At 72.4% G+C, this 22,601-nt stretch carries 20 protein-coding genes; 9 read left to right on the top strand and 11 right to left on the bottom strand.

The genetic code is table 11. From position 1 onward, the window contains the following. The 3 genes from ABZY44_RS16100 to ABZY44_RS16090 form a co-directional block, all read right to left on the bottom strand. A partial coding sequence (locus ABZY44_RS16100; protein WP_356654080.1) for a biotin/lipoyl-containing protein occupies positions 1–825 on the bottom strand: 825 nt, incomplete at its 3' end. Positions 826–878: 53 nt separating this feature from the next. Next, complete coding sequence (lpdA, locus tag ABZY44_RS16095) at positions 879–2,267, bottom strand: dihydrolipoyl dehydrogenase (RefSeq protein ID WP_356654078.1); 1,389 nt, start codon at positions 2,265–2,267, stop codon at positions 879–881. 356 nt (positions 2,268–2,623) lie between these two features. Further along, the gene (locus ABZY44_RS16090) at positions 2,624–4,156 is read right to left on the bottom strand and encodes a leucyl aminopeptidase (protein WP_356654076.1); all 1,533 of its coding nucleotides are present in this window, start codon (positions 4,154–4,156) and stop codon (positions 2,624–2,626) included. A 346-nt stretch (positions 4,157–4,502) separates the two neighbouring features. Here ABZY44_RS16090 and ABZY44_RS16085 point away from each other — a divergent pair, with 346 nt between their 5' ends. The 5 genes from ABZY44_RS16085 to ABZY44_RS16065 all read left to right on the top strand — a co-directional run bounded on the left by ABZY44_RS16085 (position 4,503) and on the right by ABZY44_RS16065 (position 11,294). Continuing rightward, positions 4,503–6,527 (top strand): hypothetical protein, encoded by a 2,025-nt coding sequence (locus tag ABZY44_RS16085; RefSeq protein ID WP_356654074.1) that lies wholly within the window; start codon positions 4,503–4,505, stop codon positions 6,525–6,527. A 167-nt stretch (positions 6,528–6,694) separates the two neighbouring features. Then, positions 6,695–8,236, top strand: a complete 1,542-nt coding sequence (gene pelF / locus ABZY44_RS16080; RefSeq protein ID WP_356654072.1) for a GT4 family glycosyltransferase PelF — start codon at positions 6,695–6,697, stop codon at positions 8,234–8,236. Then, on the top strand, positions 8,233–9,762 hold the full coding sequence (locus ABZY44_RS16075; RefSeq protein WP_356654070.1) for a hypothetical protein: 1,530 nt from the start codon (positions 8,233–8,235) through the stop codon (positions 9,760–9,762). Before pelF ends, ABZY44_RS16075 begins: the two co-directional genes overlap by 4 nt. A gap of 39 nt (positions 9,763–9,801) precedes the next feature. After that, positions 9,802–10,464 (top strand): spherulation-specific family 4 protein, encoded by a 663-nt coding sequence (locus ABZY44_RS16070; protein WP_356654068.1) that lies wholly within the window; start codon positions 9,802–9,804, stop codon positions 10,462–10,464. Further along, positions 10,461–11,294 (top strand): endo alpha-1,4 polygalactosaminidase, encoded by an 834-nt coding sequence (locus ABZY44_RS16065; protein ID WP_356654066.1) that lies wholly within the window; start codon positions 10,461–10,463, stop codon positions 11,292–11,294. The genes ABZY44_RS16070 and ABZY44_RS16065 overlap by 4 nt, the downstream gene beginning before the upstream one ends. Before the next feature lie 46 nt (positions 11,295–11,340). Here the strand turns inward: ABZY44_RS16065 and ABZY44_RS16060 are convergent, their stop codons facing one another. The 5 genes from ABZY44_RS16060 to ABZY44_RS16040 form a co-directional block, all read right to left on the bottom strand. After that, complete coding sequence (locus tag ABZY44_RS16060; protein ID WP_356654098.1) at positions 11,341–12,510, bottom strand: histidine kinase; 1,170 nt, start codon at positions 12,508–12,510, stop codon at positions 11,341–11,343. Positions 12,511–12,581: 71 nt separating this feature from the next. Continuing rightward, the gene (locus ABZY44_RS16055) at positions 12,582–13,388 is read right to left on the bottom strand and encodes a hypothetical protein (protein ID WP_356654064.1); all 807 of its coding nucleotides are present in this window, start codon (positions 13,386–13,388) and stop codon (positions 12,582–12,584) included. Beyond that, entirely contained in the window at positions 13,385–15,301 is a 1,917-nt protein-coding gene (locus ABZY44_RS16050; RefSeq protein WP_356654062.1) for a phosphatidylglycerol lysyltransferase domain-containing protein, read from the bottom strand. Before ABZY44_RS16050 ends, ABZY44_RS16055 begins: the two co-directional genes overlap by 4 nt. A gap of 85 nt (positions 15,302–15,386) precedes the next feature. Continuing rightward, entirely contained in the window at positions 15,387–16,448 is a 1,062-nt protein-coding gene (gene cobT / locus ABZY44_RS16045) for a nicotinate-nucleotide--dimethylbenzimidazole phosphoribosyltransferase (protein WP_356654060.1), read from the bottom strand. A 57-nt stretch (positions 16,449–16,505) separates the two neighbouring features. Then, a complete protein-coding gene (locus ABZY44_RS16040) occupies positions 16,506–17,708 on the bottom strand; it encodes a bifunctional adenosylcobinamide kinase/adenosylcobinamide-phosphate guanylyltransferase (protein WP_356654058.1) in 1,203 nt (400 codons plus the stop codon). A gap of 111 nt (positions 17,709–17,819) precedes the next feature. On the opposite strand from ABZY44_RS16040, the gene ABZY44_RS16035 reads away from it, so the two are divergent. Continuing rightward, positions 17,820–18,032 (top strand): hypothetical protein, encoded by a 213-nt coding sequence (locus tag ABZY44_RS16035; protein ID WP_356654056.1) that lies wholly within the window; start codon positions 17,820–17,822, stop codon positions 18,030–18,032. 73 nt (positions 18,033–18,105) lie between these two features. Here ABZY44_RS16035 and ABZY44_RS16030 read toward each other — a convergent pair whose 3' ends face one another. After that, positions 18,106–18,789 carry a class I SAM-dependent methyltransferase gene (locus tag ABZY44_RS16030; protein WP_356654096.1) on the bottom strand — a complete coding sequence of 228 codons (684 nt, stop codon included), beginning with the start codon at positions 18,787–18,789 and terminating at the stop codon, positions 18,106–18,108. A gap of 98 nt (positions 18,790–18,887) precedes the next feature. After that, positions 18,888–19,496, bottom strand: a complete 609-nt coding sequence (locus tag ABZY44_RS16025) for a DUF3043 domain-containing protein (RefSeq protein ID WP_356654054.1) — start codon at positions 19,494–19,496, stop codon at positions 18,888–18,890. Between the two features lie 232 nt (positions 19,497–19,728). Between ABZY44_RS16025 and ABZY44_RS16020 the strand changes: the two genes are divergently transcribed. After that, the gene (locus ABZY44_RS16020) at positions 19,729–20,523 is read left to right on the top strand and encodes a PspA/IM30 family protein (RefSeq protein ID WP_356654053.1); all 795 of its coding nucleotides are present in this window, start codon (positions 19,729–19,731) and stop codon (positions 20,521–20,523) included. 12 nt (positions 20,524–20,535) lie between these two features. Continuing rightward, the gene (locus ABZY44_RS16015) at positions 20,536–20,814 is read left to right on the top strand and encodes a hypothetical protein (protein ID WP_356654051.1); all 279 of its coding nucleotides are present in this window, start codon (positions 20,536–20,538) and stop codon (positions 20,812–20,814) included. Between the two features lie 97 nt (positions 20,815–20,911). On the opposite strand, the gene ABZY44_RS16010 is transcribed toward ABZY44_RS16015, so the two are convergent. After that, on the bottom strand, positions 20,912–21,682 hold the full coding sequence (locus ABZY44_RS16010; protein ID WP_356654049.1) for a hypothetical protein: 771 nt from the start codon (positions 21,680–21,682) through the stop codon (positions 20,912–20,914). Between the two features lie 85 nt (positions 21,683–21,767). Between ABZY44_RS16010 and ABZY44_RS16005 the strand changes: the two genes are divergently transcribed. Further along, positions 21,768–22,601, top strand: a complete 834-nt coding sequence (locus tag ABZY44_RS16005; protein ID WP_356654047.1) for an adenosylcobinamide-GDP ribazoletransferase — start codon at positions 21,768–21,770, stop codon at positions 22,599–22,601.

The raw sequence follows: 22,601 nt of genomic DNA, 5'->3' as shown, positions 1-22,601 counted from the left end.
GGGAAGAAGATCCCCAAGCAGCACGACCGCCGCGCCCAGTAGGCCGGAACCACGCAAGTGCCCCGGAGCCGGAGCGGCGACCGGAGCCGGAGCAGCGGCGACCGGAGCAGCCGGGGCCGGAGCCGGGGCGGCAGCCGGAGCCGGAGCCGGGGCCGGAGCGGCGGCCGGAGCCGGAGCAGCGGCGGCGGGGGCGGCCGCGGGGGCCGCGCCGGCCGCGCCGATGACGGCCAGACGGGCGCCGACCTCGGCGTTCTCGTCCTCGGCGACCAGGATCTCCAGCAGGACGCCGGCGACCGGGGCGGGGATCTCGGTGTCGACCTTGTCGGTCGAGACCTCGAGCAGCGGCTCGTCGGCCTCGACGGACTCGCCGACCTGCTTCAGCCAGCGGGTGACGGTGCCCTCGGTGACGGACTCGCCCAGGGCGGGGAGCACGACATCGGTGCCGGACGCGGCCGGGGCGGCGGCGGCAGGGGCCGGCTCGGCGGCCGGAGCCGGAGCCGCGGCCGCGGGGGCCTCGGCGGCCGGAGCCGGAGCCGGAGCGGCGGGGGCCTCGGCGGCCGGAGCGGCAGCCTCGGCCGGCGCGCCCGAGCCGTCGTCGATGACGGCCAGCTCGGCGCCGACCTCGACGGTCTCGTCCTCGGCGACCTTGATGGACGCCAGGATGCCGGCCACGGGGGACGGGATCTCGGTGTCCACCTTGTCGGTCGAGACCTCGAGCAGCGGCTCGTCGGCCTCGACGCGCTCGCCCTCGGCCTTCAGCCAGCGGGTGACAGTGCCCTCAGTAACGCTCTCTCCGAGCGCCGGAAGGGTTACGGAAACCGACATGGTTTCAGTTGCTCCTAACGAATGTGCGGAAGTGGTCGTCGCGCCCGTGACGATTAGTCGTGGTTGTGCAGCGGCTTGCCGGCCAGCGCGAGGTGCGCCTCACCGAGGGCCTCGTTCTGCGTCGGGTGCGCGTGGATGAGCTGCGCGACCTCGGCCGGCAGGGCTTCCCAGTTGTAGATCAGCTGGGCTTCGCCGACCTGCTCGCCCATACGGTCGCCCACCATGTGGATACCGACCACGGCGCCATCCTTGACCTGGACGAGCTTGATCTCGCCCGCGGTCTTCAGGATCTTGCTCTTGCCGTTGCCCGCGAGGTTGAACTTCGCGGCGATGACCTTGTCCGCACCGTAGATCTCCTTGGCCTTGGCCTCGGTGATGCCTACGGAAGCGACTTCGGGGTGGCAGTACGTGACGCGCGGGACACCGTCGTAGTCGATCGGGACGGTCTTGAGACCGGCCAGACGCTCTGCGACCAGGATGCCCTCGGCGAAGCCGACGTGCGCGAGCTGGAGGGTCGGGACGAGGTCGCCGACGGCCGAGACGGTCGGCACGTTCGTCTGCATGTACTCGTCGACCAGGACGTAGCCGCGGTCCATCGCGACGCCCTGCTCCTCGTAGCCCAGACCCTGCGAGACCGGACCGCGGCCGATGGCGACCAGCAGCACCTCGGCCTCGAAGGTCTTGCCGTCGGCGAGGGTGACCCGTACGCCGTTCTCGGTGTACTCGGCCTTGTCGAAGAAGGTGCCGAGGTTGAACTTGATGCCGCGCTTGCGGAACGCGCGCTCCAGCAGCTTCGAGCTGTTCTCGTCCTCGACCGGCACGAGGTGCTTGAGGCCCTCGATGACGGTGACCTCGGAGCCGAAGGACTTCCACGCCGAGGCGAACTCGACGCCGATGACGCCGCCGCCCAGGATGATCGCGGACTCGGGCACGCGGTCCAGGACCAGGGCGTGGTCCGAGGAGAGGATGCGGTTGCCGTCGATCTGCAGGCCGGGCAGCGACTTCGGCACGGAGCCGGTCGCCAGCAGGACGTGGCGGCCCTGGATGCGCTCGCCGTTCACGTCGACGGACGTCGGCGAGGAGAGGCGGCCCTCACCCTCGATGTAGGTCACCTTGCGGGAGGCGACCAGGCCCTGCAGACCCTTGTACAGGCCCGCGACGACTTCGTCCTTGTACTTGTGGACGCCCGCGATGTCGATGCCCTCGAAAGAGGTCTTGACACCGAATTGGGCGGCTTCACGAGCCGAGTCGGCGACCTCGCCCGCGTGCAGCAGAGCCTTCGTGGGGATGCAGCCGTTGTGCAGGCAGGTGCCGCCGAGCTTGTTCTTCTCGATCAGGGCAACGTCCAGACCCAGCTGGGATGCGCGCAGCGCCGCGGCGTAACCGCCACTGCCGCCGCCGAGGATCACTAGGTCGAAAACGGTGCTGGCGTCGTTCGCCACGTCACGTCCTCCATGCATGTGCGCCGAGCACCGGTCCTCTGTGACCGGGCGGCGGCTGGTATACGGCCGCTTGCTTCTTCGGCCCTGTGGTGGGGGCCCTGTCCTGCCGAGAACCCATCTTCGCATTTGTCGGCGGAACGCGGGACGCCGGGCCTGCCCTGGGACAGGTGGTTCTGCCCGAACCGTGGGTTACCGCGGCGTAGAAACGTACGGATTTCGTCGAAAGTGAACAGGCCCCGGACCCGATCGGAAAATCTGATCAGGTCCGGGGCCCGTCGTCATCCAGGTTTGCCCGGGTTGCCTAGGGTCCGAGCCGCCTCGGGCTCGAGCCGCCCGGGTCGTCCGGGACGCGAGCGTCAGCCCAGGTCGCCCGTGGCCGTGCGCTCGGCCAGCCGCACCAGGGTGCGCACGGCCGAGCCGGTGCCGCCCTTGGGGGTGTAGCCGTACGGGGCGCCCTCGTGGAAGGCCGGGCCGGCGATGTCGAGGTGGGCCCAGGTGATGCCCTCGCCGACGAACTCCTGCAGGAAGAGGCCGGCCACCAGGCCGCCGCCCATCCGGACACCCATGTTGGCGATGTCGGCGGTGGGGGAGTCCATCGACTTGCGCAGGTCCTGCGGGAGCGGCATCGGCCAGGAGGCCTCGCCGACCTCTTCCGCGATCTCGTGGATCGAGGTGCGGAAGGCGTCGTCGTTGGCCATGACGCCGAAGGTGCGGTCGCCCAGGGCCAGCACCATGGCGCCGGTCAGGGTCGCGACGTCGACGATCGCGTCCGGGTTGTCCTCGGAGGCCTTGGTCAGCGCGTCACCGAGGACCAGGCGGCCCTCGGCGTCCGTGTTGAGGACCTCGACGGTCTTGCCGCTGTACATGCGCAGCACGTCGCCGGGCTTGGTGGCGGAACCGGACGGCATGTTCTCGGCGAGCGCGAGCCAGCCGGTGACGTTGACCTGGAGGCCGAGCTTGGCGGCCGCGACCACGGAGGCGAAGACGGCGGCGGCGCCGGCCATGTCGCACTTCATCGTCTCGTTGTGGCCGGCCGGCTTCAGGGAGATGCCGCCGGAGTCGTAGGTGATGCCCTTGCCGACGTAGGCGAGGGTCTTCTCCGCCTTGGGGTGGGTGTAGGAGAGCTTCACCAGGCGCGGCGGGTTCTCGGAGCCCTTGCCGACGCCCATGATGCCGCCGTAGCCGCCCTTGACGAGCGCCTTCTCGTCCAGGACCTGGACCTTGATGCCGTTCTCCTTGGCGGTCGCGGCGGCGACCGCGGCGAAGGCCTCGGGGGTCAGGTCGTTCGGCGGGGTGTTCACCAGGTCGCGGGCGATGTTGACCTCGGTCGCGATGACCGTGGCGCGCTCGGCGGCGGCCTTGTGCTCCTTGTCGCGCGGCTTGGCGCCGAGCAGGGTCACCTCGGCCAGCGGCTGCTTCGGGCCGCCGTTCTTGTCACCGTCCTTCTTCTCGCCGCCCTGGTAGGCGGTGAAGGCGTACGCGCCCAGCAGCGCGCCCTCGGCCACGGCCGTGACGGCGGAGGCGTCGTCGAGGGGAAGGACGAAGCCGGCCTTCTTGCTGCCGTGCAGCGCGCGGGCGGCCGCACCGGCGGAGCGGCGCAGCACCTCTTCGTCGTACGACTCGTCCGTCTCGGGTACGGAGCCCAGTCCGACGGCCAGCACGACCGGGACCTTGAGGCCGTCCGGGGCCGGCAGCTTGGTGATCTCGCCTTCGGCGCCCGAGGCACCGAGGGCTTCGAGCACGGCGGCGAGCTTACCGTCGTACGCCTTGTCCACGGCCTCGGCGCCCGGGGCCACGACGGGACCCTTGGGGCCCTTGGCTACGCCGACGACGAGGACGTCGGCGCGCAGCGTCGCCGGTCCGGCAGTGCTGAGAGTCAGAGCAGTCACGGTGGTGAAGTCTCGCTTCCGTTTTGGAGGTGTGGGCCGAGTGGGTGGACGGCCATCCGTGGCGATCGTATGAGGACCCGAAGTCCGCCGGAAATGAGCCTACGCGTACGCACTCATCCGTACGTCACTCGAAGGTTTGGCAAGTTGTTCGATCAAGAGGCCGCCAGGTTCACCCATCTGTGGCCTCTGTTCCAGGTTTGCCCCTTAGACCTGACGAGGTCCGAGAGACTCGCTCCACTCTCGCAAGGGGACGCGGGGTTCCTTTGCATGATTTCCACAGAGCCTCCCCGGCCTGGCCTCACGCCACGGGCCGAAGTCGAGGACGCCTGCGGGGGGAAAGGCCGAAATGGTCAAGAAGAACCGGATGAACAGGCTCGCCGCCGTTTGCTTCGCGGCTGCCATAGCATCCGTCGCGGTACCCGGAGCGGCCGCCCAGGCGGCAGTGACTCCGCGCGTCGACCTGCGGGTGCTCGTCGTCGACGACGGCGGCAGCTCGGTCGAGGCGATCACGGCGGAACTCCGCGACACCGGAGTCCCGTACACCCGCGTGGACCTGGGCAGCGGAAGCCGCCCGGTGGTCAACGCGGCCTTCCTCGCCGACACGGTCGACGGGCGGCCGCGCGCCAAGTACCAAGGCGTGGTGCTGCCCAACGAGAACCCGTTCGGCGCGGGCTCGGCCGAGATGGCCGCGCTCACCGCCTACGAGACGACGTACGGGATCCGGCAGGTCGACGCCTACACCTGGGCGCACCCGGGGGTCGGCCTGGAGTACACCGACAACGGCGGCTACAGCGGCACCCTCGACGGCACCCAGGCCGCTGTCACCGCCGCGGGCCGGACGGGCCCCTTCGGCTACCTCGGGGGGCAGGTCGCCTTCGAGGACAACTCGCCGCTGATCCCCGAGAGCTACGGGTTCATGGCCAGGCCGAGGACCGGCTACACCAGCTACCTCGACGCCCCGGTCGGCTCCGGACGCGCCTCGCTCGTCGGCGAGTACGCGCACGACGGGCGCAGCGAACTGGTCGTCACCTTCGGCTACAACCAGTACCAGCAGCAGTTCCGGCTGCTCGCGCGCGGCATCGTCGAATGGGTCACCCAGGGCGTCCACCTCGGTCAGGAACGCAACTACTTCGCGGTCCACGTGGACGACGTCTTCGCCCCGGACGCCCGCTGGAGCAAGGAGCTCGACTGCACGCCCGGCGACTACGCCTGCGCGGGAGGCGAGGGCCAGGAGTCCACCATCCGCATGACGGCCGCGGACGCCCAGTACCTGGCGCAGTGGCAGACGTCGAAGAACTTCAAGCTCGACCTGCTCTTCAACGCGGGCGCGGGCGAGGAGTGGAAGGCGGAGCACGGCAACACCGACGCCCTCACGGCCCAGCTGATCGCCGACAAGGCGAAGTACCGGTGGATGAACCACACCTACACCCACCCCTTCCTCGGCTGCGTCCAGGACACCACCGCCAACCCCTGGACCTGCACGAAGAACGCCCAGGGCGCCGTCAACTGGATGAGCCGCGCCGAGATCTCGGCGCAGATCCGGGACAACAACAACTGGGCCGCCTCCAAGGGCATCACCACCGACCGCTCCGAGCTGGTCACCGGTGAGCACTCCGGCCTCAAGACCCTTCCGCAGCAGGGCCAGGACAACCCCAACCTGGCCGGCGCGCTCGCCGACAACGGCGTGAAATGGGCGGGCAGCGACAACTCCCGCGAGCCCGCGCAGCGAGCGGTCGGCGCCGCGCTGACCGTCCCCCGGTACCCGATGAACGTCTACTACAACACGGGCACCAACGCCGAGATGGCCGACGAGTACAACTGGATCTACACCAGCCGCGCCGACGGCGGCAGCGGCGTCTGCGAGGACAACCCCGGGACCTCCACCTGCCTGCCCGCCCCGCTGAACGTCGGCACCGGCTACCTCGACTACATCGTCCCGGCCGAGGCCAGGACCGCCATGCGGCACGTCCTGAACAACGACCCGCGCCCGCACTACGTCCACCAGAGCAACCTCGCCGAGGACCGCACCCTCTACCCGGTGCTCAACTCGGTGCTCGACTCCTACCGCACGCTCTACGCGCCCAGCGCGCCGATCGTGAACCAGAGCATGAAGGACACCGGCGTCGAGCTCCAGCGCCGCACGGCCTGGAACGCCGCGATCGCCGCGAACCAGGTCACCGCCTACCGCATCGGCAAGGACGTCACCGTCAAGGCGCCCTCCGGAGTCGTGGCCCCGCTCACCGCGCCCACCGGCACCAAGAAGCAACTGCTGCTCGGCACCGCCGACTTCGGCACCGCCTACGCCGGCTCCCGCTCCACCTGGACGGCCCCCGAGCTGCTCCAGAGCGCCGTCACGCTGCACATGCCCTGACGTCGTACACGCCCTGACGGCGGACACGTACCGACGGCGGACACGTACCGACGCTCCACCGTCCCGTCCGCCCGGGGCGACCGGGCCGGCCACACGTACCACCTAGCGCCGGCGCTCCGCGAACCACGGGCGCCGGCCCCTTTCACGTCCTTGGGGGGACACACCGCATGAGCCATGGGCGCCATGTCACCATGCTCACCGAAGGCACCTACCCGCACGTCCACGGGGGCGTCAGCACCTGGTGCGACCAACTGGTACGCGGCATGCCGGAGGTCGACTTCAACGTCATAGCCCTGACCGGCTCGGGACGCGAGCCGGTCACCTGGGAACTCCCGCGCAACGTCTACCGCCACACCGCCGTACCGCTCTGGGGGCCCGCACCGGCCCGCAAGCTCCGCTCCGGCCTGCGGGGCAAGGCCCAGCGCCGCTTCGCCGAGACCTACGAGACCTTCCTGCTCTCGCTGCTCGACCCGGCCCCGGACCCGGCGCGCGGGTTCTCCGAAGCCCTGCGCGAACTGGCCCTGCTGGCCCGCGCCGGGAAGCTCGCCCCGGCCCTGCGCTCCGAATCGGTGCTGCGCCTGCTGATGACCGTCTGGACCCGCCCCGGCCTGCCCACCGCCGACGCCGAGCCGACCATCCACGACGCGCTCACCGCCACCGACCTGCTGGAACACGCGCTGCGCCCGCTGTCCGTGCGGATCCCGCCCGACAGCGTCGCCCACTCCGTCAGCAGCGGTCTCGCCACCCTCCCGGCCCTCGCCGCGAAATACCTCGACGAGGTGCCCTTCCTCCTCACCGAGCACGGCATCTACCTGCGCGAGCGCTACCTCGGCTACCGCAGCGGCGCCGAACAACGCTGGCCCGTCAAGGCCCTCATGCTCGGCTTCTACCGCGAGCTCAACACCGAGGGCTACCGGCAGGCCGACCTGATCACCCCGTGCAACCAGTACAACCGCCGCTGGGAGGAGCGCGGGGGCGCCGACGCCGAGCGGATCCGCACCGTCTACAACGGCGTCGACACCCTCGCCTTCCCCGAGGCCGGTCCCGAACCGGAGGTGCCCACCCTCAGCTGGTGCGGCCGCATCGACCCGATCAAGGACCTGGAAACCCTCATCCGGGCCTACGCGTTCATGCGCGAGGAACTGCCCGCCCTGCGGCTGCGCCTCTTCGGCCCGGTCCCGGAGGGCTGCCAGGACTACAAGCTCACACTCGAGAAGCTCGCCGCCGAACTGGGGGTCGGCGACGGGATCACCTACGAGGGCCGCATCGGCGACGTCGCCCGGGCCTACGCGGCCGGCTCCGTCGTGATGCTCTCCTCCATCAGCGAGGGCTTCCCCTTCTCCATCATCGAAGCCATGTCCTGCGGCCGCACCACCGTCTCCACGGACGTCGGCGGGGTCCGCGAGGCCGTCGGCGACACCGGCCTCGTCGTCCCGCCGCGCGAGCCCGAGACCATGGCCCGCGCCACCCTCGCCCTGCTCCGCGACGACGCACGCCGCGCCGAGCTGGGCCGGATGTCCCGCGAGCGGGTGGTGGAGAAGTTCACCCTCCACCAGTCCGTGGACGGCTTCCGGCACATCTACCGCGAACTCGCCCATCAGAAGCATGCGGGCCAGCCCGTCCTGCCCGTCCACGTGGGCGGCGAGTGGACCCAGCGCCTCGCCGACCCCTGGTACAAGGAACTGGCCGCCGACGGGAGCCTGTGGTGAGCGGATCCCTGTGGCTGAAGGCCCCCGGCGGGGACACCCTGCCCGCCCTCCCGCGGCCCCGCCGGGACGCCGCCCCGGCCGCCGACCCGATGGACGAACTCGCCGAACGGCTCGACGCGTTCATCGCCGCGGCCGTCCACCCCGACGAGATCGCCGCGATCCTCGAATCCGACGGGATGACCGACGAACACATCCGGCTCACCTACGGCCGCGACGACTCCTTCGGCCTCGCCGAGGAGCTCTACGCCCGGGTCCCGCGCTCCTTCCCGGAGCCCGACCGCGTCCCCGACCCGTGGAAGGTCTCCCTCACCGCCTGCCTCCTGCGCGGGCTGATCTTCGCCCTGCCCGGCCTCGCCTACCTGCTCGGCGCTCCCCTCCTGGAGGGCCCCAAGGACCGGCTGGGACTGCCCGCGGGGACGCTGACCCTGCTCGCCGGGGCGCTCATCGGCTGGGTCTGGGACCAGACCCTGTCCCACCGCGCCTACTCCTGGCTCGGCCTGGGCGACCGGGCCGCCGCCGGGCGGACCCTGCTCCTCGGCGCCCCCACCGGTGCCCTCCTGGGGACCGCCGCCGCGCTGTCGGTCCCCGGCGGGCCGCCGTTCTCGTACGCCTTCGCCGCAGGACAGGCCCTGTACGTCGGGGCCGCCACCGTCCTGCTCGTCCTCGGGCGCGAGCGGGTCCTGTTCGCCGCGCTCGCGCCGATGGCCGCCGGGGCGGTGCTCACCTTCCTGGTGGAACTGACCGTCCCGGTACGGGTCCTGCTGCTGACGCTCTCCCTGCTGGCCGCCTGCGCGCTGGCCGTCCGGGAACTGCCCGTGGCCGACGGGGTACGCGCCCTCGTGCTGCGGATCAAGGGCTGGGGCGAGCACCGGCCGGGCGAGCGGGGCCCGGTCCGCTGGCAGATGCTGCGCGGCGCCGAGGAGGAGTACGCGCCGCGCGGCCCCCGGCTCGGGGACTCCGTCCCCTACGGCGTCTTCGGCCTGGGCACCGGGCTCCTCGTGCTCTACGCGGCCCTGGGCGAGGTCCTCGCCGGCGGCCCCGCCGAAGCGGTCGCGGCCCCCTCGGCGGTGGCCCTCACCCTCAGCATGGGCCCCGCCGAATGGCTGCTCCACCGGTTCCGCAGCGGCAGCCTCGCGGGACTGCGCGCGGCGCGCTCACCACGGCAGTTCTGGATCCGGATGTGCACCACCCTGGTCCGCTGCCTGGCCGTTTACCTCACGGTGCTGCTGTCCCTCGGCCTCACCGGAACCCTGCTCTGGCCCGGCGCCCCCGGCCTCACCACGGTCCGCGTCGCCACCCTGCTCCTGCTCGGCGCCGTGATGTGGACCGGGCTGCTCCTGCAGTCCTTCGGGGCGGTGCGGCCCGCCGCGGTGGTCTGCGCCTCGGCCGCCGTCGCGCAGAGCCTGGCCCTGCTCCTGGGGGTCGGGCAGCCGCGCGCGGTGCAACTGGCCGTCGCCGGGGCCGCGGCCCTCGTGCTGGCCGTGCTCGTCTGCCTGTTCCTCGGCCGCGCCACGGCCCACCGCTGACCGCGCGTGCACGCGCGTTCGTACGAGAAGAAGGACCCCATGCTGCTGGTGCCCCTCTACGAGCACCCCGCCGACCGGCCCGACGACTGGGAGCTGCTCATCCGCTCCGCGGGCCGGCTGCACTCGGTGGTGCTCAATCCCGACAGCGGGCCGGGCCGGGCCCCCGACGAACGGTTCGCCCGCGTCGCGGAGCGGCTGCGCGAGGCCGGGGTGCCCGTCCTGGGGTACGCCGACACCGACTACGGGCGCCGCCCGCACTCCGCCGTCGTCCAGGACCTGCTGCGCCACCGCGACTGGTACGCCACCGACGGGGTCTTCCTCGACCAGGCGGCCGCCGGTCCGGAGTTCCTGCCGCACTACCGCCGGCTCGCCGTCGCCTCCCGGGCCGCCGGGGCCCGTACCGTCGTCCTCAACCACGGAGTGCACCCGCACCCCGGCTACGCCGAACTCGCCGACCTGCTCGTCACCTTCGAGGGACCGTGGGACGCGTACCGGGACGCGGCCGCCGTACCGCCGTGGACCGCCGACCACCCCGCCCAGCTGTTCTGCCACCTCGTGTACGCCGTCCCGCCGGGCGCCCAGGCCGCCGAACTCGCCGAGCGGCTGGCCACCCAGCGCGGAGCCGGGGTGCACTGCGCGGTCCCGGGGACCGGCGCGCACCCGTGGGGGACCCTGCCGTACGCCCTGGAGGCCGCCGGATGAAGAGCCGTACGCCGAGGCGCCGTCTGCTGCTCCTCGTACCGCTCCTGCTGCTCGCGGCCTGCACGTCCGTCCCGGGCGAGGACGACGACGGGCAGCCGGAGGGCCTCTCGCCCGCCCCCGCGCCGGGGGAGCTCTGGCGGCCCGCTCCCGGCGTCGGCTGGCAGTGGCAGCTCACCGGGAAGCTCGACACCTCCGTGAAGGCGGCCGTGTACGACGTCGACGGGTTCACCACCACCAAGGAACAGGTCGCCGAGCTGAAGCGGGCAGGCCGGCGGACCATCTGCTACCTCTCCACCGGCGCCTGGGAGGACTTCCGGCCGGACGCAGGGGCCTTCCCGCCGGAGCTGCGGGGCAAGGGCAACGGCTGGGAGGGCGAGCGCTGGCTGGACGTCCGGCGGCTCGCGGAACTGGAGCCGCTGATCGCCAAGCGGTTCGACATGTGCCGGGACAAGGGCTTCGACGCGGTGGAACCCGACAACATGGACGGCTACCAGAACGAGTCCGGCTTCCCGCTCACCGCCGACGACCAGCTGAAGTACAACCGGCTGATCGCGAAGCTGGCGCACGACCGGGGCCTGTCGGTGGGGCTGAAGAACGACCTGGACCAGGTCCCGGAACTGGTGGGGGAGTTCGACTTCGCGGTCAACGAGCAGTGCATGCAGTACGACGAATGCGAGAAGGTCGCCCCCTTCGTGAAGGCGGGCAAGGCCGTCTTCCACGTGGAGTACGAGATCCCGATCGGCCGGTGGTGCCCGCGGGCGCGCGAGGCGAAGCTCAGCTCGCTGCAGAAGAAGTACGAGCTCGGCGTCTGGCGCCAGGTCTGCCGCTAGTGCTGTGACCGGACGAGACCGGCCCCGGCCGTCACCGGACCGGCCGTCAGCTCACCGGGAGGATCGCGTGGACCCGGTAGCCGCCCCCGAAACGGGGCCCGGCGAAGCAGGAGCCGTTCAGGGCGACGGCGCGTTCGCGCATGCCGAGCAGGCCGTGGCCGCCGCCCGGATCCGGCGCGCCGCCGGCCGGGGCCCCGCCGTCGTCCAGCACGGTCACCTCGACGGAGCCGCCCACCCGGACCACGCTGACCTCGGCGCTGGCCCCCGAGCCCGCGTGCTTGCGCACGTTGGTCAGCGCCTCCTGGATCACCCGGTACGCGGCCAGGTCCACGGCCGCGGGCAGCGGGTCGCGGTCCCGCCCCAGCTCCAGCATGACCTTCACCGGGAGCCCGGCGTTGCGGAAGGTGCCCACGAGGTCGTCCAGGACCGCCAGACCCGGCGCGGGCTCGGTCGGCGCCTCCGGATCGCCGGACTGGCGCAGCAGGCCCACCGTCGCCCGCAGCTCGTTCAGCGCGGAGCGGCTCGCGTCACGGACGTGGGCCAGGGCCTCCTTCGCCTGGTCCGGGCGCTTGTCCATGACGTGCGCGGCCACTCCCGCCTGCACGTTGACCAGGGCGATGTGATGGGCCACCACGTCGTGGAGGTCCCGGGCGATCCGCAGCCGCTCCTCGGCCACCCGCCGCCGCGCCTCCTCCTCCCGGGTCCGCTCGGCGCGCTCGGCCCGCTCCCGGATGGCGTCGACGAAGGCCCGCCGGCTGCGCACCGCGTCCCCGGCGGCCGCGGCCATGCCGGTCCAGGCGAAGATCCCGATGTTCTCCTGCGCGTACCAGGGCAGCGGGCCGGCCAGCATGGCCACGCCCGTGAGCCCGGCCATGGTGAGGAGACCGACCCGCCAGGTGGTGGGCCGGTCGGTGCGGGAGGCCAGCGTGTACAGGGCGATCACCGTGCACATGGCGACGGGCGCCCGGGGCTCGCCGGTGGTCAGCTCCAGCAGCGAGAGCCCGATGGCCACGGCCAGCACGACGCGCGGCCGCCGGCGCCGCTGCACCAGGGCGGCCGCGCCGAGCACCATCAGGACGAGCGAGAACGTCTCGGGGGTACGGGTCCCGAAGGTCGGACCGTGCACCCCGTGCGGGTTGGCGAAGGACCCGACGACCATGGCGACGAGCGCCCCGAACGCCACTACGGCGTCGGTGGCCAGCGGATGGTCCCGCATCCACTGCCGGGTCGGGGCGAACGGCCCGAGGTGTGTCGTCACCCCGATACGGTACGACCCCGCGCGGGACCTCAGCCCCGGGGCGGTCCTGGTAGCGGTGGCGAAGGGGGTGGTGAGGAGGACGGCGACGCCGGTGGCGGGGGTGGCGACGCAGGAGGTGAGGGCGGCGGTGTGGGCGGGGGCGAGGGCGGCGGAGGCCGCACGCCCAGGGGGGTGCGGGAGCGCTCCGGCCCCCACTTCGCGCGGACGAGGCAGATCGCCATCACCGAGGCGATGGCCGCCAGGTGCTCCTTGCCCGCCAGGTTGTCCTTGAACAGGAGCTCGCCGATCATCACCACGATGACCACGGTGCCGGTCAGGTACGCCCGGTAGCGCCAGCAGACGTAGACGGCGAGCCCGACCACCGCCGCCGAGGGCCCGGTGTCGTTGACGATCCGGTCCGACACCGGCAGGCCGAAGGGGTGCTCCCCGCCGAGCGAGAGCCCGATCCGCGCGTACGTGGTCCCGGCCAGGGTGGCGACGTAGCCGATGGCCAGCGTGCGCCACCAGCCGATGCAGATCTCCGAGATCCCGAAGACGAGCAGGATCTGTGCCAGGGCCCCCCACACCGGCAGGTCCAGCGCGGGCACGAACAAGGACAGCGGGGTGCGCAGCAGCGCCAGCCAGAGCGGGTCGACGGCCTTGACCGACCCGAGGTTCTGGACCGGCCGGAAGCCCCATGAGGTGTTCTGCACGATCTGGAAGACCGCGGTCAGGCAGACCGCGCCGATGGTCATCGGGATCGCCCGCCAGGTGTCGCGGACGAGCGCGTCCCGGATCGTCCGGTACAGGGGCCCCCACTCGCGGCGGGCGAACCGCCGCAGTGAGGCAGTCGTCAACGCTTGCTCTCCAGATGTCTGCGGTGCATCCACTTCGGCAGCCCGGGTGCTTCCAGGAAGCCCTCGGCCCGGCCCGCCGCGACACCGATCCGCAGCAGGTCCGAACTCTTCTCGAAGAGCATGAACCGCGGTTCCCAGATCGGCCGGTATTTGGCGTTGGCCCGGTAGAGGGACTCGATCTGCCACCAGCGCGAGAAGAAGCTCAGCAGCGAGCGCCACATCCGCAGCACCGGACCGGCGCCGAGCTTCGACCCACGCTCGAAGACGGACCTGAACATCGCGAAGTTCAGCGAGACCTGTGTGACCCCGATCTCCTTTGAGCGCTCCAGGAGTTCGATGACCATGAACTCCATCAGACCGTTCTCGGAATCGCGGTCACGGCGCATCAGGTCCAGCGACAGGCCCTTGGGCCCCCACGGCACGAAGGACAGCACGGCCCGCAGGGCGCCGTCGCCGTCGAAGCACTCCAGCATCACGCACTGGCCGTCGGCGGGATCGCCCAGCCGGCCCAGTGCCATGGAGAAGCCCCGCTCGGTCGCGCCGTCGCGCCAGTCGTCGGCGCGCAGCAGGAGCACGTCCATCTCGTCGGCCGGGATGTCGGCGTGCCGGCGGATGCGGACCGTGTACCCGGCCCGCTTGACACGGTTGTACGCCTGCCGGACGGTCCGCATGGCCCGGCCGTCCAGGGTGAATTCGTCGGTCTCGACGATGGCCTCGTCGCCGAGTTCCAGCGCGTCCAGCCCGTGGCGGGCGTAGATCTGCCCGGCTTCCTCGCTCGCGCCCATCACCGCAGGCACCCAGCCGTGCTCGCGGGCCTCGGCCAGCCACGGCTCGATGGCCCCCGGCCAGGCCTCGGGGTCGCCGATGGGATCGCCCGAGGCCAGCGAGACGCCGCCGACGACGCGGTAGGTGACGGCGGCCTTGCCGGTGGGGGACCAGATCACGGACTTCTCGCGGCGCAGCGCGAAGTAGCCGAGGGAGTCGCGGTCGCCGTGCTTGGCGAGCAGGACGCGCAGCCTCTCCTCGTCGTCCTCGCCGATCGGGTCCACGGCACGGCGCGAGCGGAACGCCGCGAACAGGACGGCGAGCAGCAGCAGCGTCGACATGACGTTGATGGCCACGTCGACCCAGCCGGGGGTGGTGATCGAGTTGTAGGTCCGGTCGTCCGGGGACAGGGTGACCAGCCGCATCACGCCGTAGCGCCAGCGGGAGAGGAACGTGGCGTCGGCGGCGTCCGTGTCGGTGTTGGTCGCGCCGACCAGCAGGGCGGCGACGAGCGAGGTCACCAGCAGGCCGACGGAGGCGACGAGGCTGGCCAGCAGCGGGTTGGAGCGGTCGCCCTTCGCGTAGAACTCCCGGCGCCCCAGCAGCAGGGCGCCGACGAAGAGCGCGGTGAGCGAGAACGCCACCCAGTTCTGGGCGTGGCCGCGGAACTCCGGGTAGCAGAACTCGTACCCGCTGCCCGAGCACGGGGTGAAGGACGCGATCGCGGCCATGAGGAACGCCAGCAACAGCAGTCCGCTCAGGACCAGGTTGAGGATCCACGCGGCCCGTTTGCGGCGGCCCATGGTCGCGGTGAGCAGCAGCGAGAAGGCCGCGGAGGCGAAGCCCGCCGTGAGCAGGTACGGGGTGTAGAAATCGGCGGTGCTGTGCCGGCGCAGGTCCTGCCCGAGCGAGAACGACACCGCGCTGAGGAAATTGACGAAGGTCACGACGCGCAGGTACCACACCACGAACGCGGCGCTGCGCCGCGAACGGGCGCTTCCCCTGCCGCCCTCCGTGCCGTTGCCCTTGCCGCCGTCCTGGCCGGTCTCCCGGCCGCCCCCCGGTTTGCCGTTGCCGTTCGGATCCCCACCGGTTCCTCGGTCGGTCTTCCGCTCGGTCGATGCGCTGGTCAAACGGACCTCTCCCATAAAAAGCGATGATATGGGGCCCTGCGGTCCGTGCTCAGCGGTCCGGGGACCGCGGCAGCCTGGTCAGGACCGCGGGCCCCGGTGCTCACTCCTTCGGCTCGACCGCCCGCTCCGGGAGCTCCGCCGCGAGTGCGGCGGCCGCCTGGACGAGGGGAAGAGCCAGCAATGCCCCGGTTCCTTCTCCCACAGTGACGCCGTGGTCGAGCACCGGGTTGAGTGCCATCCGGTCCAGTGCCTTGGCCTGGCCCGGTTCGCCGCTGGTCTGGCCGGCCAGCCACCAGTCCGGGGCGCGGAACGCGGCCCGCTGGGCCACCAGCCCGCAGGCCGCGGAGACGACCCCGTCGAGGATGACGGGGGTCCGGCGTACCGCGCACTGGAGCAGGAAACCGGTCATCGCGGCGACGTCCGCGCCGCCGACGGCCGCCAGCAGCGCGACCTGATCCCCGAGGACGGGCCGGGCGCGTCGCAGCGCGTCGCGGATCGCCGCGCACTTGCGCATCCAGGTCAGGTCGTCGATGGGGACGCCGCCGCGGCCGGTGACCACGGAGGCGTCGGTGCCGCACAGGGCGGCCACGAGGGTCGCGGCGACGGTGGTCCCGCCCACGCTCAGGTCCCCGAGCACGACCAGGTCGGTGCCGGAGTCGGCTTCCTCGTCGGCGATCCGGATGCCGAGCCGCAGCGCGGCCACCGCCTCCTCGGCCGTCAGCGCGTCCTCCACGTCGATCCGCCCGCTTCCCCGGCGGACGCGGTGCCGGGTGATCTCCTGCGGCAGCAGGTCGAGATCGCAGTCCAGGCCGGCGTCGACGACGCGTACGGAGGCGCCGAGCCGCCCGGCCAGGACGGACACGGGGCTCGCCCCGTCGAGCACGGCCCGCACCAGCTCGTGGGCGCTGCCGGCGGCCCGTACGGAGACGCCCTCGGCGGCGATCCCGTGGTCGGCGGCGAACAGGACGACGCGCGGCCGTCCGATCGGCCTGACCGGAACCTGCCCCTGGGCGGCGGCGAGCCACTCGGCGAGCTCGTCGAGCCGGCCCAGCGCGCCGACCGGCACGGCCAGCCGTTCACGGCGTTCCTCGGCATCACGCCGCACGCCCCCGTCGGGGCGCTCGATCAGATCGGAGAAGTCGTCGAGATTCAGCGTGGTCATCTGCCAGAGAGTACAGCGGAGACCTTGTGCGCCAGGCCCCGCAGGGGTCCCCGGGTGCTACTGCTTGAGGACGCAGACCTGGCCCGCCACCACCAGGAGCACCTGCTCGCACTCGCCCGCGATCCCCGTGTTCAGCCGCCCCAGTTCGTCGCGGAACCGCCGTCCCGAAGCGGTCGCGGGGACCACCCCGGAGCCGACCTCGTTGCTGACCAGCACCACCGGGCGACGGGTCGCGCGGACCGCCGCGACCAGTTCGGCGACCCGCTCGGCCAGCTCCTCGCGCCCGCCGCCCGCCCAGCGGGCGTCGTCCCAGGCGCCCGCCCGGTCCATCGCGTCCGTCAGCCACAGCGCCAGGCAGTCGATCAGCAGCGGCGGTCCCTCCCGGGCCAGCAGCGGAGCGAGCTCGCAGGTCTCCAGCGTCCGCCAGGACGACGGCCGCCGCTCCCGGTGCAGCCCGACCCGCGCCGCCCACTCCGCGTCACCCTCCCGCGTACCGCCCGTGGCGACGTAGACGATGTCCGGGGAGGCCGCCAGCCTGCGCTCCGCCTCGTGGGACTTCCCCGACCGGGCCCCGCCCAGGACCAGCGTGCGGCGCGGTACCCGAGGCAGCGCACGGTACTCACCCGCCACCACCGTCGTCCCGTCCGGCACCACCCGCGCGCCCGCGGCCGCGCACCTGCGTTCCAGTTCCGCGCCCGGCGGGGTGTCGTGGTCCAGGTGCACCGCGATCACGTCCGTCGCGGGCCCCACGCCGCCGGTCGCCCGCAGCCGCGCGACCGCCTCCGGCCGGCCGAGCACGTCGGCGAGGACCACGTCGTACGGGCGCGCGGTCGTCCCGTCGATGCCGCCCGGCGCCCCGCCGGGCGGCAGGTACAGCAGCCGGGCGCCGTCCGGGCCCGTCACCTCGTACCCGGTGCCAGGGCCGTCGATCGCCGCCGCCCGCACCCGGTGGCCGGAGATCACCGCGAGCTCCCGGCCGTCCGGCACCCGCCCCGCCGCCGGCAGTCCCGGCGGCAGCTCCACGGCCGGACCGTCGTGCGGGTGGGTCAGCAGGACCTGCCGTACGCCGGCCAGCGAATGTCCCGCGCGGGCACCCGCGAGCACGGCTCCGGGCGTGAGGTCGAGCAGCAGCGCCCCGTCCACGAGCACGGACGTGGCGGCCCGCGCCCGGGGTCCGACGGAGAGCGCGCAGGCGGCGCAGGGACAGCCGGGGCGGGGCAGTCCTTCGGGTGTGCCGGTGCCGAGCAGAGTGAGTTCCACAGGATGATCCTCCCGCGTCGCCGAGAGTGGTGCGCGCCCGGTTACTCTCTGGGCACACTCAAGGCGAGAAGCGTGCGATCAGCGAACAGCGGACGAGCAACGGAGGCGGACATGGCGTGGACGTGGCGGTTCGAGGCGGCGGACGGCAGTGAGGCGAGCCCGTCGGTGGTTCCGGAGGAGTTCACCACGCAGGGGGACGCCGAGTCGTGGGTCGGCGAGTACTGGAAGGACCTGCTGGAGGGCGGCACCGAGCGCGTGAAGCTGTCCGACGACAGCGGCACCGAGCTGTACACGATGAGCCTGCGCGAGGCCGCCGAGCTCTGAGCCCGCGGGGTACGACGGAGCCCGGGTCCGCGCGGCGGACCCGGGCTCCGGTGTTCCGGGCGGGGGCGGGGGCTCAGCCCCGTACGCCGCACAGGTGCAGCAGCGCGGCGACCCCGCGGTACGGGTCGGTCCGGCCGGCCCGGTCCTCGGCGGCGAGCAGCCGCTCCAGTTCTTCGTCGGCGGGGAGCTCCTCCCCGGCCTCGGTGCCGTCGGTGAAGACGCGCACGCCGTACCAGGTCTGCAGGGGGGCGCCGATCCCGGACAGGGTGGCGGTCAGCGCGGCCATCCGGTCCGCGCGCACGTCCAGGCCCAGCCGGTTCGTGTAGTCGGTGGTGTCGAAGGCGCTCAGCGCGGCCGCCCAGTCGCCGCCGAGACCGGGCCGCATGGCGAGCGCGTCCCCGTTGCGCACCAGCAGGGACAGCAGTCCGCCCGGGGCCAGCATGCGGGCGAGCCCGGCGAGCATGGCGTCCGGTTCGGGCACGTACATGAGCACGCCGTGGCAGAGCACGACGTCGAAGCTGCCCGGCAGGAAGTGCGCGCCGGTCTCCCGGCCGTCGCCCTCCATCAGGCGGACGCGGTCGCGGATGCCGGGAGGCTCGGCCGCCAGCGCCTCCTGGGCGACGGCCAGCATGCCGGCGTCCTGCTCCAGCCCGGTCACGACGTGCCCGGCGCGTGCCAGGCGCAGCGCCTGGGTGCCCTGGCCCATGCCCACGTCGAGGACGCGCAGCCGCTGCCCCACGGGGAAGCGGTGCGCTATCTGCTCGTCGACCTGCCGGCCGACGAGCTCCTGTCGGACGGCGTTACGGAGCCCGCCGAGGCCCTCGAGCCAGAGCCGGGCTCCGTCCGAGAATCCGCTCAGGGCCGTTCCCCGCGCTTGACCTGCGGCTTGGGCAGGCGGAGCCGGCGCATCTGGAGCGTGCGCATGAGGCCGTACGCGACGGCGCCGCGCTTGGGCTCGTCGGGGAAGCGCAGGTTCAGGGCCTTGCGCAGACGGAAGAACATGCCGACGGAGTCGACGATGATCAGCGCGATCACACCGAGCCACAGCAGCAGCGCGATGTTCTGGATCGACGGAACCCGGACCATGCTCAGCACCAGGATGATCACGGCCAGCGGCAGGAACATCTCGGCGACGGAGAAGCGGGAGTCCACGAAGTCGCGCACGAAGCGGCGGACGGGGCCCTTGTCGCGGGTGGGCAGGTAACGCTCGTCACCACTGGCGAGGGCCTCGCGCTGCTTGGTCATCTCGACCCGGCGGCGCTCACGGGCTCGCTTGGCATCCTCCTTGCGATTGCCGGTCGAGGCCACCACGGCCTTGCGCTGCGACTGGGCCACAGCACGCTTCGGCGTAGGGCGGCCCTTCGGGGCCTGCGGGTTACGGGGCTGCGAGAGGTCGGCGCTCACCTTGTCGGTGGCGGCGGCCTTCTCTTCCTTGGAGGAGCGGCTACCAAACACAAAACCCAAGGGTACGTGGTTGTCGGCACGGGCCCCACCCCGGTCGGGAACGATCCGGCAACGGCAGGCGTCTCCCTGAGGGGAGCACCTACTCCTCACGCCTGACACGGCGGCGCGGCAGTCGTCCTGGAGGAGGAGCGCATCCGCACTCGAACAGTGCGGTAATGGATGCAGGGCCCGTACTGTGGGTTCTGTTGGTGACCTGGAGCACAGTCCGTCTAGAAGGGGGCGCGCGAAGCCCATGAGCGGTGTCATGAAGCGTATGGGGATGATCTTCCGCGCGAAGGCGAACAAGGCCCTTGACCGGGCCGAGGACCCGCGCGAGACCCTCGACTACTCGTACCAGAAGCAGCTCGAGCTGCTTCAGAAGGTGCGCCGCGGCGTCGCCGACGTGGCGACCTCCCGCAAGCGCCTGGAACTGCAGCTGAACCAGCTCCAGGGCCAGTCCAGCAAGCTGGAGGACCAGGGGCGCAAGGCGCTCGCCCTCGGCCGCGAGGACCTGGCGCGCGAGGCGCTGTCCCGTCGTGCCTCGCTGCAGCAGCAGGTCAGCGACCTGGAGGTGCAGCACCAGACCTTGCAGGGCGAGGAGGAGAAGCTGACCCTCGCCGCGCAGCGGCTGCAGGCCAAGGTGGACGCCTTCCGCACCAAGAAGGAGACCATCAAGGCCACGTACACGGCCGCCCAGGCGCAGACGCGCATCGCCGAGTCCTTCTCCGGCATCTCCGAGGAGATGAGCGACGTCGGCCTCGCCATCCAGCGGGCCGAGGACAAGACGGCGCAGCTGCAGGCCCGCGCCGGCGCGATCGACGAACTGCTCGCCTCCGGCGCCCTCGACGACCAGAGCGGTCTCGGCTCCAAGGACGACATCCAGGCCGAGCTGGACCGCCTCTCCGGCGGGACGGACGTGGAGCTGGAACTCCAGCGGATGAAGGCCGAGCTGGCGGGCGGCCCGTCCGCGCAGCAGCAGGCCATCGAGGGCGGCGCCCCGGGCGCGGGCCAGCCGTCGCAGACCCAGCACCGGTTCGACAAGCAGTAGGGCGGGACCGTCATGATCGTCCGCATCATGGGGGAAGGTCAGGTGAGGCTGGCGGACAGCCACTTCACCGAGCTCAACACGATGGACGACGCACTGCTCGCGGAGATGGAGTCCGGCGACGAGGCGGCCTTCCGGCGCACGCTGGTGGCACTGCTCGACACGGTGCGCCGGCTCGGTGACCCGCTGCCGGACGAGGCGCTGGAACCGTCGGAGCTGATCCTGCCCGGGCCGGACGCGACCCTGGACGAGGTCAAGGAGCTGCTCGGCGACGGCGGGCTCATCCCGGGCTGACGGGGGACGGGACCCGGGACCGCGGGACGGGACCGCGGGACCCGGGACCGCGCGTGCGGATCCCGGGCCGCCGAGGACGACGTAAGAGCCACCCCCCTCAGGGGCGGTGGCTCTTCTTGTCGGGCACCCGCTCCGGATCCGGGGTCCCGCCGATGAAGTTCTCGAACCTGCGGCGGCGCGAAGCCCACCGGCGGTCGTGGTGGAAGGCACGCAGTCCGGCCTTGGCGCGGGCCTTCGGGCGGTTCGCGTAGAACTTCTTCGCGTACGGGGAACCGGGCCGGGCCAGCCGGACCGAGCCGATCAGCGCGACGAAGGGGATGACCATGCCGAAGAACGCGGTGCGCGCCTTCCCCTTCCACAGGGCGATCAGGGCGAGGAAGAAATTGGTCGCCGTGTTGATGACGACCAGCCCGCGGTTGTGCCGTTCGTCGGAGGTGAGGTCGTTGACCCCGAACGGCAGGAACCCGCCCAGCAGCAGTGCCACGATCGCCGCCGTCAGGACCACGATCTCCACGCTCTTGCGTCCCTGCTCGCTCCAGTAGACGTCGTCCAGGTGCAGGATCAGCGCGAACTCGTCCAGGACCAGCCCCGCGCCCAGCCCGAAGACCACGGCCGACAGCCCCGCCCCGAAGCTGTGCCCGCTGCTGCCGATCGCCCCGAAGCCGCCGATGATCACGAGGATCACCCCCGGTACGACGTGGTGGATGTGCATCCCGCCCGGTGTGACGTTCTTGAAGGGTCCCCGCCCGGCCCGGATCATGCGGGTGATCATGCGGGTGATCAGGAAGGACGACACGAAGGCGAGCAGCGCGAGGAGCAGCGGCAGCTTGCCCGGCTCGACGATGTTTCGGTACCACCAGTGACCCATACCGCAGACTCTCTGTTCGGCAGCTCCCGCTTTGGACCGTAATGGGTAACTTACCGTCCGGCGCGAGCGGGTAGCGTTCGCGGCGATGACAGATTCGTACGACGACCCCCACCCGGCGCCCCCGCCGGCGCCGCCCGCGGACCGGGCCCCGCTGGCCGACGGGGTGCGCTTCGCCTTCGGCACGCTCACCGTCCTGCCCGCCCGCATCACCCGCTGGGACCGCCCCGCCGCCCGCACCGGCATGGCCTGCGCCCCGCTCGCGGGGCTCGTCGTGGGACTCCTCGCGGCCGCCTCCGGCGTCCTGCTCCTGCTGCTCGGCGGCGGACCGCTGCTCGCCGCCGCCGTCACCGTCGCCGTGCCGGCGGCCCTGACCCGCGCGCTGCACCTCGACGGCCTCGCCGACACCGCGGACGCGTTGGGCAGCGCCAAGCCGGCCGACGCCGCGCTGCGCATCATGAAGCAGTCCGACATCGGCCCCTTCGGCGTGGTGGCGCTGGCCTTCGTCCTCCTGATCCAGGTGGCCGCCCTGGCCGACGCGTACGCCGACAGCTGGATCCGGGGCGCGCTCGCCACCGTGCTCGCCGCCGTCACCGCCCGCCTCGCCATGACCCTGGCCTCCCGCGACGGGGTCCCGGCGGCCCGGCCCGGGGGCCTGGGCGCGGCCGTCGCCGGAGTGGTCCCGCGCGGCGCGGCCGCCGCGATCGCCACGGCCACCGTGCTGCTGGCGGCCGCCGCCGCACTGCCCCTGGGCGCGGGGGCCGCCGCACAGCACGGGGCGGCGGTCCTGGCGGCCCTGGGGGCGGCCGAGTTCCTGCTCCGCCGCTGCGTACGCCGCTTCGACGGGGTCACCGGCGACGTGTTCGGCGCCCTGGCCGAGGTCTCCGCGACGGTGGTCCTGGTGGTCCTGGCCCTCGGGTGA

This window comes from Streptomyces sp. NPDC006544 (genome assembly GCF_040611715.1).
GTDB lineage: Bacteria > Actinomycetota > Actinomycetes > Streptomycetales > Streptomycetaceae > Streptomyces.
Note: the sequence above shows the minus strand (reverse complement) of the source record. Positions and strands in the feature narration are given on the sequence as shown.

What these genes read in the sequence shown, in the direction of transcription:
- ABZY44_RS16070 (WP_356654068.1), top strand. Translation starts at nt 9,802, where the DNA reads ATGCTGCTGGTGCCCCTCTACGAGCACCCCGCCGACCGGCCCGACGAC.
- ABZY44_RS16020 (WP_356654053.1), top strand. Translation starts at nt 19,729, where the DNA reads ATGAGCGGTGTCATGAAGCGTATGGGGATGATCTTCCGCGCGAAGGCG.
- ABZY44_RS16005 (WP_356654047.1), top strand. Translation starts at nt 21,768, where the DNA reads ATGACAGATTCGTACGACGACCCCCACCCGGCGCCCCCGCCGGCGCCG.
- ABZY44_RS16010 (WP_356654049.1), bottom strand. Translation starts at nt 21,682, where the DNA reads ATGGGTCACTGGTGGTACCGAAACATCGTCGAGCCGGGCAAGCTGCCG.
- ABZY44_RS16065 (WP_356654066.1), top strand. Translation starts at nt 10,461, where the DNA reads ATGAAGAGCCGTACGCCGAGGCGCCGTCTGCTGCTCCTCGTACCGCTC.
- ABZY44_RS16015 (WP_356654051.1), top strand. Translation starts at nt 20,536, where the DNA reads ATGATCGTCCGCATCATGGGGGAAGGTCAGGTGAGGCTGGCGGACAGC.
- ABZY44_RS16050 (WP_356654062.1), bottom strand. Translation starts at nt 15,301, where the DNA reads ATGGGAGAGGTCCGTTTGACCAGCGCATCGACCGAGCGGAAGACCGAC.
- cobT (WP_356654060.1), bottom strand. Translation starts at nt 16,448, where the DNA reads ATGACCACGCTGAATCTCGACGACTTCTCCGATCTGATCGAGCGCCCC.
- ABZY44_RS16085 (WP_356654074.1), top strand. Translation starts at nt 4,503, where the DNA reads ATGGTCAAGAAGAACCGGATGAACAGGCTCGCCGCCGTTTGCTTCGCG.
- ABZY44_RS16035 (WP_356654056.1), top strand. Translation starts at nt 17,820, where the DNA reads ATGGCGTGGACGTGGCGGTTCGAGGCGGCGGACGGCAGTGAGGCGAGC.
- pelF (WP_356654072.1), top strand. Translation starts at nt 6,695, where the DNA reads ATGAGCCATGGGCGCCATGTCACCATGCTCACCGAAGGCACCTACCCG.
- ABZY44_RS16060 (WP_356654098.1), bottom strand. Translation starts at nt 12,510, where the DNA reads ATGCGGGACCATCCGCTGGCCACCGACGCCGTAGTGGCGTTCGGGGCG.